This window comes from Ancylomarina longa, assembly GCF_003996985.1.
GTDB lineage: Bacteria > Bacteroidota > Bacteroidia > Bacteroidales > Marinifilaceae > Ancylomarina_A > Ancylomarina_A longa.
The window spans coordinates 47,746-60,725 of record NZ_RJJX01000024.1 but is presented as its reverse complement, the minus strand read 5'-3'; the positions used below and the strand labels follow the sequence as shown (position 1 = coordinate 60,725).

13 protein-coding genes are annotated in these 12,980 nt (G+C 35.1%); 9 read left to right on the top strand and 4 right to left on the bottom strand.

All coding sequences use genetic code 11. The features are described from left to right. The first annotated feature begins 171 nt into the window (after nucleotides 1–171). On the top strand, nucleotides 172–717 hold the full coding sequence (locus tag DLK05_RS13955) for a hypothetical protein (RefSeq protein WP_127344625.1): 546 nt from the start codon (nucleotides 172–174) through the stop codon (nucleotides 715–717). Between the two features lie 141 nt (nucleotides 718–858). Here the strand turns inward: DLK05_RS13955 and DLK05_RS17555 are convergent, their stop codons facing one another. Further along, nucleotides 859–1,269, bottom strand: coding sequence for a transposase (locus DLK05_RS17555; protein WP_209319887.1), 411 nt, complete (start codon nucleotides 1,267–1,269; stop codon nucleotides 859–861). Between the two features lie 111 nt (nucleotides 1,270–1,380). On the opposite strand from DLK05_RS17555, the gene DLK05_RS13945 reads away from it, so the two are divergent. From DLK05_RS13945 to DLK05_RS13915, 7 genes are all read left to right on the top strand, one after another. Next, nucleotides 1,381–1,767: a metal-sensing transcriptional repressor gene (locus DLK05_RS13945; protein WP_127344624.1), complete on the top strand. Its 387-nt coding sequence runs from the start codon at nucleotides 1,381–1,383 to the stop codon at nucleotides 1,765–1,767. Between the two features lie 69 nt (nucleotides 1,768–1,836). Further along, nucleotides 1,837–2,106, top strand: coding sequence for a thioredoxin family protein (locus DLK05_RS13940; protein ID WP_127344623.1), 270 nt, complete (start codon nucleotides 1,837–1,839; stop codon nucleotides 2,104–2,106). A gap of 3 nt (nucleotides 2,107–2,109) precedes the next feature. Beyond that, nucleotides 2,110–2,709 (top strand): mercuric transporter MerT family protein, encoded by a 600-nt coding sequence (locus DLK05_RS13935; RefSeq protein WP_127344622.1) that lies wholly within the window; start codon nucleotides 2,110–2,112, stop codon nucleotides 2,707–2,709. After that, nucleotides 2,706–3,479 carry a hypothetical protein gene (locus tag DLK05_RS13930; protein ID WP_127344621.1) on the top strand — a complete coding sequence of 258 codons (774 nt, stop codon included), beginning with the start codon at nucleotides 2,706–2,708 and terminating at the stop codon, nucleotides 3,477–3,479. Before DLK05_RS13935 ends, DLK05_RS13930 begins: the two co-directional genes overlap by 4 nt. Before the next feature lie 11 nt (nucleotides 3,480–3,490). After that, complete coding sequence (locus DLK05_RS13925; protein WP_127344620.1) at nucleotides 3,491–3,859, top strand: heavy-metal-associated domain-containing protein; 369 nt, start codon at nucleotides 3,491–3,493, stop codon at nucleotides 3,857–3,859. Between the two features lie 601 nt (nucleotides 3,860–4,460). After that, nucleotides 4,461–4,730 carry a hypothetical protein gene (locus tag DLK05_RS13920; RefSeq protein ID WP_127344619.1) on the top strand — a complete coding sequence of 90 codons (270 nt, stop codon included), beginning with the start codon at nucleotides 4,461–4,463 and terminating at the stop codon, nucleotides 4,728–4,730. 4 nt (nucleotides 4,731–4,734) lie between these two features. After that, nucleotides 4,735–6,114: a hypothetical protein gene (locus tag DLK05_RS13915; RefSeq protein WP_127344618.1), complete on the top strand. Its 1,380-nt coding sequence runs from the start codon at nucleotides 4,735–4,737 to the stop codon at nucleotides 6,112–6,114. Nucleotides 6,115–6,280: 166 nt separating this feature from the next. Here the strand turns inward: DLK05_RS13915 and DLK05_RS13910 are convergent, their stop codons facing one another. The 3 genes from DLK05_RS13910 to DLK05_RS13900 all read right to left on the bottom strand — a co-directional run bounded on the left by DLK05_RS13910 (nucleotide 6,281) and on the right by DLK05_RS13900 (nucleotide 11,043). Further along, a complete protein-coding gene (locus tag DLK05_RS13910) occupies nucleotides 6,281–7,435 on the bottom strand; it encodes a YibE/F family protein (RefSeq protein ID WP_127344617.1) in 1,155 nt (384 codons plus the stop codon). 62 nt (nucleotides 7,436–7,497) lie between these two features. Then, complete coding sequence (locus DLK05_RS13905) at nucleotides 7,498–9,027, bottom strand: alkaline phosphatase (protein WP_127344616.1); 1,530 nt, start codon at nucleotides 9,025–9,027, stop codon at nucleotides 7,498–7,500. A gap of 108 nt (nucleotides 9,028–9,135) precedes the next feature. Further along, complete coding sequence (locus tag DLK05_RS13900; protein WP_127344615.1) at nucleotides 9,136–11,043, bottom strand: AMP-dependent synthetase/ligase; 1,908 nt, start codon at nucleotides 11,041–11,043, stop codon at nucleotides 9,136–9,138. A 354-nt stretch (nucleotides 11,044–11,397) separates the two neighbouring features. Here DLK05_RS13900 and DLK05_RS13895 point away from each other — a divergent pair, with 354 nt between their 5' ends. Next, a complete protein-coding gene (locus DLK05_RS13895) occupies nucleotides 11,398–12,870 on the top strand; it encodes an aminotransferase class V-fold PLP-dependent enzyme (RefSeq protein WP_127344614.1) in 1,473 nt (490 codons plus the stop codon). The last annotated feature ends 110 nt before the right edge of the window (nucleotides 12,871–12,980 follow it).

Here is a 12,980-nt window from a genome sequence, read left to right as displayed (position 1 = left end):
CAAACCAATTAAATACCCATAGTTCCGGCGACATTGTCCAACTATGTTTTATCCTTTATTTAGAACTATTCTCAGAATCTAAAATCGGTATTCTAAATAATGTTTTGTTAGTTTTAACAAACGAAAGGATAAAACACTTTTACGTTGTGGCCAATTTTAAAAAAAATGACAATGCAGACACAAACAAAACAATTCAGTTTTTTGACAATTTCATTTGTAGCCTTGACTTGTGTATTGTCAGGTGGATTAATAGGTGCGGTCACTAATATGATTAATGGAGCAGTTAGTCCATTTTATTTTCAAGCTATAATGAATTGGGACTTTCCTAATATTTGGGCTGCATGTGTTGCACAAGGTATTTTTGAAGGACTATTATATGGGGTAATATTCTCAATTATTTTTACGGTAAGTTTTGGTCTTGTTACTAAAGGACTAGCAACATATAGTTTTGCTTTGAAACAACTAGCTAAAATTATAATAGTTGTTTTTTCATGTTGGGTTATTGGTGGACTTTTGGCTATGTTCCTTGCCACTTTAAGTCCTGAGTTTTATAAATCACACTTCCCATTGACACCAACAGATAGTGCTGGTATGATTAAATTTGCTTGGGTTGGTGGTTCTATTTGGGGTGGAATGATAGGTGGACTGATAGGTGCAATACTTGGAATAGTTGTTATAAAAAATAGTTGGAACAAATATTTGACTACCGAAAAATGAAAGTAAAAAAAGGCCATAACAAAAGTAACCGTTGCACAACCGATTAATATTTCTAATAAATAAGATGGAAGCTTTAAAAGTTTGCTAATTAGCGAGCTTTTAAAGCTTCCTTTTTTAGGTTAAAAATCCCGAAATTTTAAATTATTGAACGCTTAAAAAGAAATTAAATGAGCCAAATGAGTTCATTGCAGTAGAAAAACAAACAATGGCTTCATTTACCATTGTTTCCGTGTTTTTACTAACAAATTTCAGTAGTTTTTTCAGATTATAGGCACAGGCAGACATGTGCATTACCTTGTTGGCCTGGCGAATGCCAATGGTGTTGATTTTTCTAAGTCCCATAAACTGGGTTAAGGTTCCGAAAACAGGTTCAACAGTAGATTGTCGCTTGCCTTTCATGTAGCGGCCTAATTTACTTCGGACACGCTTATTGTTTCGCTCATACTCATCCACATATAACGTAATTCCAATCTTCTTTTCCTGAATAATGAAGCTGTTAGAGTTAAAAATGGTGCAAATAAGAGCCTTAATTCTATTTTTAAATAAAAGCATTTTCAATTTTTATGCATCCTTAAAACAGCTATATTTAAATCCTAATTGGGTTGTATGTTGAGTTTTTAGACAGACTGCCGTTAGCCACAAGCACAAAAAAACATACTGAAAATGAAAAAAGAAACGCAAAAATTACCCTCTGACTTGATTTCAGATATAAAAACCAGATTAAAAACATTAAGCGGACAAATTAATGGAATTGTGAATATGTTGGATGAAGGAAAAGACCCAGAGCAAATAAATATCCAATTCAAATCCATTGACAAAGGAGTCCAAAAAGCACATTACTTGTTATTAGATGAAGTTTATCGAAAAGCACTTGCAATCGGAATTGTTAAAGCGGTGGATTCTTGCCCAGGAAATTGTGGTAATGAAGAAAAAATTGAATACCTGAAAAAAGAGTTTCCGAATTTGGAACTATCTGAACTTGCAGGTAAGTTAAAAGAAATTCAAACAATTGAAAATCGATTAAAAAATTACAACGAAAAAAAAGTTTAAAAAAAGTTTGTTTACCCCCTACCTCCCGTTCTCATCTTTGTTCTATTATTAATTTAAACTTAAAATAAGATGAAACGAAAAATCGAAATTTTTACGGCAAGTTGCCCAGTGTGTGAGCCTGTTGTAGCATTGGTAAAAGAAACTGCTTGCGAAAACTGTGAAATCACTATTCACAACTTATCCGAACAATGTGAAAGCAAAATCTGTGTAACTAAAATGGAAGAGTATGGAGTAAAAAGACTTCCTGCTGTTGCAGTTAATGGAAAACTAATTGACTGTTGCAAAAATGTAGGAATCACAAAAGATGATTTAGTTAATGCAGGAATAGGAGTTAATTAAGTTATGGCCGGTTTTAAATTAAAGAAAAAAACCTCAATAGGAACTGCCGTATTTTCGGCAGTTTCTTTAAAACTTTGTTGTTGGGGACCACTACTTTTGACTGGTGTAGCAGGAGTTAGCGGAAGTTCTGTTTATTTTTCTTGGTTCATTACTTTAAAACCATACTTATTGACAATTGCATTTTTGTCATTAGGTTATGCTTTTTATCAAGTTTATAAACCAAAAAAAACTGATTGCAATTGTGAAACGGATAAAAAAGTATTTTTCAAATCAAAGTTATATGTTTGGTTAGTTGCTGTTTTTGTAATTCTAATGACTTTAACCTCATATTTCCCTCAATTGTTTTACCAATCTCAACAAAAAGAAGTTATAATAATTGAACAATCTAATATTGATACAATAAAATTCGATATTGAAGGAATGACTTGTTCAGGATGTGAGGAAAATATCAATCATTCTGTAAATAAATTTGATGGAATATTGGAAATAAATACTTCTCATAAAAGAGGAACTTCTGAAATCAAATTTGACAAAATAAATTACAATGAAATTGAAAAAGCGATTAAATCAAAAGGATATGTAATAAAAAATAGCAAAAAATGAATAGACAATTGTTAACTATACTGCTTTTAGCCTTTACAATAAATGTATTTGCTCAAGGACCACCGATAACGACTGGAACACCAGTAATGTTAGGATTAGAAGGGAATGGAATAAGAACATTTGGAAAAATCATATCAAAAGAAAATACGAATATTTACGTTCAACCCATTGGAATACCTTACAATATCTCTCCAAAATTTCAAATTGGTGGAATATTACCTTTTAAATTTATAACACCCAAAAGAGCAGAAACAAATGGTGGAATTGCTGACGTTACGTTATTCACAAAATATCAATTATACAAGAAAGATGAAAAGGCAAAAACCTTTCGAGTGTTAGCTAATATTAAACAATCGTTCCCAACAGGAAAAACTTCATCTATACCACAAATTGGTTCAGGAATTTATCAAACTTATGTAGGCTTCATTGTTGGAAAAATATCCTCCGCTATTGGTATTTATGGAGATTTTGGATATAATATTACAAGCAATGGTGCTAGTGATAATTTTTTATATAACTTTTCTGTTGGCGTCCCTCTCTTACCACAAAAGTATCCACAAAAACAAATTAACACGTTTCTTGAATTTAACGGAAATTATGTATTTAATCCCAAAATTCATACACTTTTCATATCGCCAGGACTTCAATTTATTCCAGGGAGAAGAATACTATTTGAAACCAGTTTTCAAATGCCGATAGTTCAAAACAACATTTCGACTAATAAAACAAAGTATATGCTTTTATTAGGAACACGATTTCTAATCAATTAAAACAAAAAATTATGAAAAAAATATTTAACAATACTGCAATATTTAGTTTTTCAATTTTACTATTATGTTTACTGTTTTCTTCCTCAGTAAATGCACAAACTGATACGAAAAAGGAAAGAGTTTACATCAAAATTGAGATTAAAGGAATGGCTTGTCCTTACTGTGCTTTTGGGATGGAAAAAGAACTCAAAAAAGTAGCAGGAGTTGACAATGTTGAAATAGAATTAAAAGAAGGATTAGCGTATATTTCAACTCCAATTAGTCAAAAACCGACAAAAGAAAGTCTTGAAAAAATAATTATTGACGGAGGGTTTACGGTTGGTACAATTGAATTTAGTAGCAGTGCTTTTAAAAGAACAAAAACAAAGAAGAAAGAATAGCCAGTGGCTAATAAATAGAACTATGAGCGGTCTGCAAGACCCAGCGATGAGTACATGTTGAACTACATCCCGTGTGTAAAGCGATGAAAACAGAGAGATTAGGGCGTACAAATCCAGTCTTCATAAGAATGAAGATTTGAAACGAAGTCATTCATATTATTGTAAAAAGGCGTTCATCAATTGGTGAATAGGGCGACTGGGCGAACGTATTCGAAGGATCTCCTTTACAACCTACGTCGTTTAATCAATATTATTGGCTTAAAAATCCTTATGGAATGGGTAACAGCAATTATCTTCTTTTGCTGAATTAATGAAGCTGTTAGGGTTAAAAACGGTGCAAATAAGAGCCTCAATTCTATTTTTAAATAAAAGCATTTTCAATTTTTATGCATCCTTAAAACTGCTATATTTAAATCCTAATTGGGTAGTATGTTGAGTTTTTAGACAGACTGCCGTTGGGTGCAAGTGTAAGAACCCGATTACATGATAAAGTTCCTTAAAAACAAAAGAGAATTATTCACCATAAAAGTCAATACCTGCAAAATTAAAAGAGCAGTGAAACAATTAAAAGTTGCGCCCGACACAAATAAGGGATACTAAAATGAGAAATACAATTCAAATTATTATCCAATCCAAAATTCCAAAAGAGTTTGTTTTTGATACCCATTCAATTATTGACTATCTGATACAATATCATAGCGATATTTATTTGTCTTCTCACCAAAACGGATGGACGACAGAATTCTATCATAGCGAGATTAGCAAATTAATTGCTTCATTTGAAGGAAGTATTATTAAAAGACAAGGAGAATGTTGGTCTCGTAATATTCATTTTAAATTCTCTCAAAATGCATGTTGGTTAAAGTTGTAAAGATATGAAGCGCAAAATAAATAATGTTTTCAGTTTAAAAAGATATTGTAAAAGAGTATTGTTAAGTTCATTATTGATTTTATTCATTTCTCAAATATATTCTCAAACCATTTTACCCAAAAGGGCGAAATTAAAAACAATTACATATTCATCGTATACCATCTCAGGTTATGTGTATAAAAAAGAATTTGTTGAAGATCAAGTATTGACAATTATTTCAAGGGACAATTATGATACTATTTTAAGTGGAAGATATTACCATGATGAACATGGGAATTCATATATAGAAGGCATTAATACAAAACGCAACTACTCTGATAATAGTAGAACACAAGGTATATTTAGAGTTAGTAATACTAAAAATGAATTAAGGATCACTACAAATAAGAAAGAAGCATATAAACTTATATTTTTATTAGAAGATTTAACATATTATCAAAATAATAAATATTACTATGGTAATTATTCCAATTTTGGCACTCTCGTTTTGCAAAAACTTCCAAATGATAAATATTCTCTTATTATCAAATATGAAGGTTGTGTATTAGAAACAGTCCTCCCTTACTCAAAAGATAATAATGTCATTGAGGTTAACCTCGATTATAATAAAGTAATATTAAATTCCCAACAAGTAAAACTTACTTTTAATAATGGCGATATTTTTATTGGAGAAGTAAAAAGGCGTTCTAAACTCCCAGCATATTGTCATTATAATATACCTTATGCACCTGATAGTGGAGAATATAAATATGCCTCAGGTGAAATTAGCACAGGAGTATTTGAATGCAATAATTATTTTAATCGATTTTATTTAGAAGAGGGAGTAACTGTTTTTTTAGATGGAACCAAATGTAAAGGGGATTGGCTATTTGATCAAAACTTGACTAGTTCTGAACAGGAAAGAATTTATAGTAAAGATAGAAGTCCTACTGAAATGAAAAATATGGCAAAAAGTATTATTGAAGAAAAGGAGAAAAAATTACAAGAAGAAAAAGCCGCACAAGAACAAGAAGAGAGACAAAAACTTCAACAACAAGAATTACGCCGTCGCCAATTAATAGAAAAATATGGAGAATATTATGGGAACAAGATTTGTGCAGGAGAACTTGCTCTAGGAATGAGTCAAGAGATGGTTAATGAATATTGGCCTAAAAAATATTTTAATATTAGCAACATTAATAGAAACTATAATAATACTGTAATTTGGAAATTTGATAAAAAAAAGATGCAGAGAGAAATTATTAAGGAAGGTAAAGAAACCGAAAAAGAAGATGGTGCTCTTGCTTTACTACTTATGCTAAATTTTTCAGAGCAATTGGGAGGATTAGACGTACCCAAAATGTTAGTTTTTAAAAACAACAAATTAACCGAAATTTACAGATAAGAAACACCAGCACCCAACAATAGTAACTGTTGCACATCCCTCTAATATTTCAAGAATCAAGATTTAAGCTTGCAAACCATTCGTCAATAAATAGTCAGGTATGTAAAGAGGAGATTGAATTATAAACTTATTATAAAGTGGCAGGTTCCTCTTTTTGCACCATATTTTATTGCAATTTCACTCTATCTTTCTTCTTACCCGCAATTACCCAAGCCCCAATAATTGCAGTAAACGGGGCAACCAATACCAAGCCAAAGCTTCCAACCAGAGTATGCAGAATTTCTCCGGAAACGTAATTCAGATTTAGGATATTGATCATGGGAGTTCCTTGCGCGATAAATACCATGAGTAGTGCCGAAAATCCACCGGAATAAGCCAGCAACAATGTGGTTGTCATGGTTCCTACAACTGCTTTTCCTACTGTCATACCTGAATGGCGTAATTCACGAACGCTGATATTGGGTTTTTGCTGTTGGACTTCGGTTTGCGAAGCGGCTATATCCATAGCAACATCCATTACGGCACCTGAGGAGGAGATAAAAACTCCGGCAAGGAAAATATCGGTAAGATTTAGGTAGTTGTATCCGGAATACAGCAAGGTCTCCGAGAAGGGTTTAATGGCTCCATGGATATTAAAGAGAAATCCGAAGAGAATAGCCATGATGCAGGTAATTGCAACTCCACTCATGGCTCCTAAAAATGCAGTAAGTCCTTTTTTGTTGGTTCCTGCCACCAGAAAGATAATTGCAGAGGTGAGTAAGGCAACAATTCCCAGAGAGAGAAGAATGGGAGAGAAGCCTTTGAGTAAGCCCGGCAGTAATAATTTCCAAATGGTGATTCCTGCAAACAAAAAGGAAAGCATGGCTTTTACTCCTGTCCATCCTGCAAAGGCTATCAGAAAGATTACGAATAGTGCTAATAAAAAAGCTTCCAGATTTATTCTGTAATGATCGATTACATTGGCACTAACAATTTTACTGTGATCGGCACTTAAATTTAATACGGTGAGTGTTTTATCTCCGGGGGTGAAGAACTTATCGAATTCCATTCTGCCGATCAGTTCGTTAAAAGCATCTATTTCAAGCCCCTTGAATTTACCGGTAAGAATCTTAATATGCAGGTTTTGGGTTCCGGTTTTAATAATTCCCGTTTGTACAATCATGCTATTGTCTGTGCTCAAAATTCGGGATTGAACACGCAGGGTATTGGCGTCACTATTATCCGTAAAACCAGTAGGAAGAAAAAGGATGCCTACACTTAGGATCAGTAAAAAACCAACCAATAGAAGATCTGATTTTGCCGGGTATTTGAAGGAAAGCATGTTGAAGAATTAATTGGAGATAAAAAACAAAAGCCCTGCAATGCTACAGGGCGATTGACCTACTATTTATTTTCTATCAGTTTCATTAATTTTTTGGGAATGTCGGTATTGTCAAAAAATCCGGTATAGAGATTTGCACCTACACCCATTGCACGAACAGGAATCGGGGTGGCAGTATGAGAAAAGGAAGTCCATCCAATACCAGCTTTTTGAGACAGAAGATGACAAAGGGTTGTGGTGAACGGGTCGTAACTACCATAAAGAAGATAATATTGATCCTTATTTTTCTTGTTCTGTTTCTTTTTCATGCTTTGATTAAAAGCATCTTTCATCTGTTGCAAATCGAATTTGCTTAATTCCAATCCTTTCGATGCATCTCCTAATCCAAAATATTTTTTTGCTAAGGCAAGCGCATCCTCAAAATTATAATGTCCTCGTTTATCGATACGATAAGTGTTCATGATCTTGGTGAAATCTTCGTAGGAAATATTTTGATACTGTAGTAAGGCAAATTCTGAGTCGTAGTGTGTTCCTGAAAAACCCAAAGCCATTCCGCCTGTTTCATGATCTCCGGCAACTAATATTAGTGTTTCGTTCGGGTGCTGATTGTAAAAGGCAATTGCCTTGGATACGGCCTTATCAAACTGAAGCACTTCCTTCACAACAGTAGCAGCATCGTTAGCATGGCAGGCCCAGTCAATTTTACCTCCTTCTACCATCATAAAAAATCCGTTAGGATTGTCGAGAAGTTCAATTCCTTTTTGTGTGAAATCTCCTAAAGAGATATCCGTTAATGAATCCTGATCTATCGCATAGGGCAGTGCCTTTCCACCAGCTAAATGGGGAGCTGAAGCTATGATTTTATCGTCTCCCTTCTTCAGGGCGTGAAAGCCTTTCAGACTGTTGACGATTCTATATCCCTTTGAAATGGCTATATCCATAGAATTGGTTTGCTTCTTTTTAATTTGAGTTGCATCCCCCATTCCAAAGTTTGCCATGGTATTATTATCATCAATTTTTCCATCTCCTTCGGGATGCTTGAATCCACCGCCAGCAAAATAATTGAATCCACTTTTGCTAAGATCCAGACTGATTTTATAGTACTGATTGCGCGAAGGCTCATGTGCATAAAAAGTAGCGGGTGTTGCATGATCAATAGAAACAGAGCTTACGATCCCTACTTTATATCCCTTGTCTTTCGCCATTTCGGCAATGTTTTTATAGGCAATTTGTTTGCTGGCATCCATTCCAATCGTATTGATACTTGTTTTATGCCCGGTAGAAAGTGCTGTTCCGGCTGCTGCCGATCCTGTAATAAATCGATTGGTGGCATAGGTGGTGTAAAATCCCGTATTTGGGAATTTACTAAATTCTAATTTTTGGATGCCATTACTCTTTGCTATAGCTCCCAAATAGGCTTCGGTAGCATTGGCTTGCGAAAGTCCCATGCCATCGCCTATAAAGTAGAAGATGTATTTGGGCGCAGGTCCCTGATAATCGTTTTTTTCACTTGCTTGTGCTTGAAAACCAAAGGCTACAAGTACAATTGCTGTGATGAACAGTAACTTTAAATTTTTGGTTAATAGTGTCATGTTGTTTGTTTAAGATGCAATCAATTCTAAATAACTAGACTGTTGCTAATAGTTATAAATTGTGGTGTTTATTTTACTACTCATAACGCCAATAGGTGCAATAGCATTTTAGCCTTTCAATTTATGGATGCTTTCCCTGTTTTTTGTATTGTAAAGATTCTTCCCTTCGGGAGTGTATAGATCTTTCACATGGTCTTGAAAATGATCTATTACTTTGTTTCGAACTACTTTCATGGTAGAATTCAGTAATTTATTTTCTTCGGTAAATCCTTCGGGTAGGATACCAACAGCTGTTGGCAACCAACGATGAGGGAACATATCTTCGTATTTTCCTCCGGGGCGATATTCATTCAATTCCTGCTGTAATAATTCCAATGCTTTTTGCTGGCCTTTCTCGGTAGCAGCATCCAAACCATTCTTGTGAAGTTGGGATAATAGTGCAGTTTTGTTGGGTACAACCAAGGCAATGGTGTAAGGATCCTGATTGTTATGCAGGATACATTGATCCATATAAATGGATTGATCCACTAATGCCTCTTCAATGCCTTCCGGACTAAATTTCTCTCCGTCGTTGGCAATCAGTAAGGACTTGAATCGTCCTAAGACATATAAAAAACCATCTTTATCCAAATGTCCCATATCTCCGGTATGCAGCCATCCATCGCGTAAGGTTTCAGCACTGGCTTTTTTATTTTTCCAGTAGCCTTTCATTACGTTGCCACCTTTAATCACGATTTCGCCTTTTTCGACAACAGGAAGAGAATTGCCATCGTCATCACAAATCTTTAACTCCATGCCTTCCACCAAGAATCCTGAAGAACCGAGCTTATGCTTATGATGGGCATTCGACGAAATAATTGGAGATGCCTCAGATAAGCCATATCCTTGGTACATGGGAATACCAATAGCATAAAAGAATCGTTGTAATTCCAGATCCAGCAGTGCACCACCGCCCACAAAGAACTTTAGCTTGCCACCAAAATTCTCTCTGATCTTCGAGAACAATATCTTATCGTAGAAAAAATACATCGGCTTTAAAAACATCCTATATCCTTTCCCTTTATCCCATCCATTGCCATTATACTTATAGGCTAATTTCAGGGCTTTGCGAAATAAGCTTTCTACTTTAGGACCTTTAGCCTTAATGCCTTTCTCAATATTCTTCTTGAAATTCTTAGCTAATGCCGGAACACTTAAGAGGATATCGGGTTGTATTTCCTTAATGTTTTTAGGAATATTTTTTAAAGCTTCCATGGGGCTTTTGCCTTGCTGTATTGCAGCAATGGATGCGCCCTTCAGCATAAAACTATAAATACCAGCGGTGTGGGCAAAGGAATGATCCCAGGGAAGAATTAATAAAGTCTTAAAATGCTCTGGAATGTGCATTAGGCTCGATGCCTGAATTACATTGCTGGTGTAATTGTTATGTGTTAGCATGATTCCTTTAGGATCGGCAGTAGTTCCCGAAGTGTAGGAGATATTTGCATTATCATCAGCTTGAATATTGGCCTGTAATTGCTTCAGTTCTTTCAGGTTTTCATCAGAGAGATCCATTCCTAGTTGTATAAGTTGGGAAAGGTGGATTTCCTTATCCTGAAGTTCAACTGCATCGTCAATAACAATTATCTTTTCAATGGTATCCAGCTGGTCTTTTATGCTTCTTATTTTTGAAAGATGATTTTGCGAAACCACTACAAATCGTGAATCTGAATGGTTCAAACGAAATTTCAATTCATTCTGAGCATCTAGTTTTACGGATAAGGGAACATTAACCGCACCTGCAAATAAAACTCCCAGTTCGGATAATACCCAAGCATTTCTTCCTTCTGATAAAAGTCCGATTCGATCCCCTTTCTGAATGCCAAGGGAATAAAATCCCGCAGCTAAATTTTGTACTTCCTCATATAAGGATTTGTAGCTTACCGATTCGTATTGCTCCTTTGTTTTTTCCCATAGAAAAGGATTGGATGCATATTTTTTTACACTCTCTTCAAAGAGTTGGATAATTGTATTCATTCGTTAGGTTGAGAAATAAATTGTGCGTGTTTAAGGCGTTTCAAAATTAATTCATTCCCTTGAACCAAGCAAATCTACTTGCCTATAAATACTTTATCTTAAGTGCGATTTGGTGATATAAGCAGGCAGAAATTTCTTTGTTATTAAATATGAGAAATGTCCTTGATAATTCTAAGGACTTTATCTATTTTCACCACGATTCTTAATTGCTGACTAATAAGGCTTAAATGGCAGAATGGTAAGACTTAATTCTTTTGCTATTCCTGCTTGCAAAAAAAAATAAGTCACTAAAAAGAATCATCACAATAGCAAAATACAACAAGAACAACAACACTAAATTAAAGAAATCTTAAAATGAGTCATTTAGAAGATTATTTTAAAAGCTTCCGTGAAAATACAATTGGTCATGATGCTTGTTTTACCTCTCCTTTCGGAAGACAGAAGATAATGTATGCCGATTGGATTGCAAGTGGAAGATTGTATGCTCCCATCGAAAAAAAGATGAGTGAGGATTTTGGTCCTTTCGTTGCAAATACACACACCGAGACAAATGAAACTGGCACCATGATGACACAGAGTTACCATGAGGCTCAGCATATCATCAAAAAGCATGTGAATGCCGGTCCGGATGATGTTATCATACATGCAGGTTTTGGAATGACCGCAGTGGTGAATAAGCTGCAAAGGATTTTGGGATTGAAAGGTTGTGGAATGATTGGCAGATTTACCTGTCAGAAGGAAAGAGAAAAGCCTGTTGTATTTCTTACCCATATGGAACACCATTCGAATCAGACTTCCTGGTACGAAACCAATGTAGATGTGGTTGTAGTACCTCCGGGAAAGGATTTATTGGTGGATTTAGACGAATTGAAAAAACAGTTGGAGAAATATAAGGATCGTCAAATGAAGATTGGTTCCTTTACTGCCTGTTCCAATGTAACCGGAATTTCTACTCCCTATTTTCAAATGGCTAAAATGATGCATGAGTATGGAGGAATCTGTTTTATTGATTTCGCAGCTTCTGCTCCCTATGTGGATGTAAATATGCATCCCGAAGATCCAATGGAAAAATTGGATGGTATCTTCTTTTCGCCTCATAAATTTTTGGGTGGTCCCGGTTCGTCAGGAGTGATGATCTTCGATTCCAAATTATATACTCGCGAGGTGCCTGATAATCCTGGTGGAGGAACAGTGGATTGGACAAATCCATGGGGCAAGTATAAATATGTGGATAATATTGAAGCTCGCGAGGATGGTGGAACTCCCGGATTTCTTCAGGCCATTCGTACGGCATTGGCAATACAGGTGAAGAATCAGATGGGAACCCAAAATATTGCAAAAAGGGAAGAGGAGCTTTTAGAATTGGCATTCGAAAATTTAAAATCTGTAAAGGATGTTAATGTTCTTGCCGATAATATGCACAAACGATTGGGAATCTTATCCTTTTATGTGGAATATATTCACTATAATTTATTGGTGAAAATCCTTAACGACAGATTTGGAATTCAGGTTCGGGGTGGTTGTGCATGTGCCGGAACCTACGGACATTATTTGTTAGAGGTAAGTCAGGAGCAATCTCAAACCATTACCGATGAAATTAGCTGTGGTAATTTATCCCACAAACCAGGCTGGGTTCGATGGTCTTTGCATCCTACTACCACAGATGAGGAAGTGCTTCATTTTATTGATTCTTTGCAGAAAGTGGTGAAGAATTATCTGGAATGGAAAGAGGATTATTCTTACAATCGGAAGACCAATGAATATTATTATAGCGGCGCTATGAAAATTCAAGATAAAATAGAGGTGGAAGAATTATTCAACCTGTAAAACTAATGTGCTTATTGGAACGCTACTCTGCAAAGAGGAGAGAACCAGTAAGCATTTTTTATGCTCTTTTTGAAACACTTAGCAGGGGAGGATATATTTTCATATTCTTG

Bases quoted from the DNA above. Each gene is read 5' to 3' on its own strand.
- DLK05_RS13955 (WP_127344625.1), top strand. From the start codon at position 172: ATGCAGACACAAACAAAACAATTCAGTTTTTTGACAATTTCATTTGTA.
- DLK05_RS17555 (WP_209319887.1), bottom strand. From the start codon at position 1,269: ATGCTTTTATTTAAAAATAGAATTAAGGCTCTTATTTGCACCATTTTT.
- DLK05_RS13945 (WP_127344624.1), top strand. From the start codon at position 1,381: ATGAAAAAAGAAACGCAAAAATTACCCTCTGACTTGATTTCAGATATA.
- DLK05_RS13940 (WP_127344623.1), top strand. From the start codon at position 1,837: ATGAAACGAAAAATCGAAATTTTTACGGCAAGTTGCCCAGTGTGTGAG.
- DLK05_RS13935 (WP_127344622.1), top strand. From the start codon at position 2,110: ATGGCCGGTTTTAAATTAAAGAAAAAAACCTCAATAGGAACTGCCGTA.
- DLK05_RS13930 (WP_127344621.1), top strand. From the start codon at position 2,706: ATGAATAGACAATTGTTAACTATACTGCTTTTAGCCTTTACAATAAAT.
- DLK05_RS13925 (WP_127344620.1), top strand. From the start codon at position 3,491: ATGAAAAAAATATTTAACAATACTGCAATATTTAGTTTTTCAATTTTA.
- DLK05_RS13920 (WP_127344619.1), top strand. From the start codon at position 4,461: ATGAGAAATACAATTCAAATTATTATCCAATCCAAAATTCCAAAAGAG.
- DLK05_RS13915 (WP_127344618.1), top strand. From the start codon at position 4,735: ATGAAGCGCAAAATAAATAATGTTTTCAGTTTAAAAAGATATTGTAAA.
- DLK05_RS13910 (WP_127344617.1), bottom strand. From the start codon at position 7,435: ATGCTTTCCTTCAAATACCCGGCAAAATCAGATCTTCTATTGGTTGGT.
- DLK05_RS13905 (WP_127344616.1), bottom strand. From the start codon at position 9,027: ATGACACTATTAACCAAAAATTTAAAGTTACTGTTCATCACAGCAATT.
- DLK05_RS13900 (WP_127344615.1), bottom strand. From the start codon at position 11,043: ATGAATACAATTATCCAACTCTTTGAAGAGAGTGTAAAAAAATATGCA.
- DLK05_RS13895 (WP_127344614.1), top strand. From the start codon at position 11,398: ATGAGTCATTTAGAAGATTATTTTAAAAGCTTCCGTGAAAATACAATT.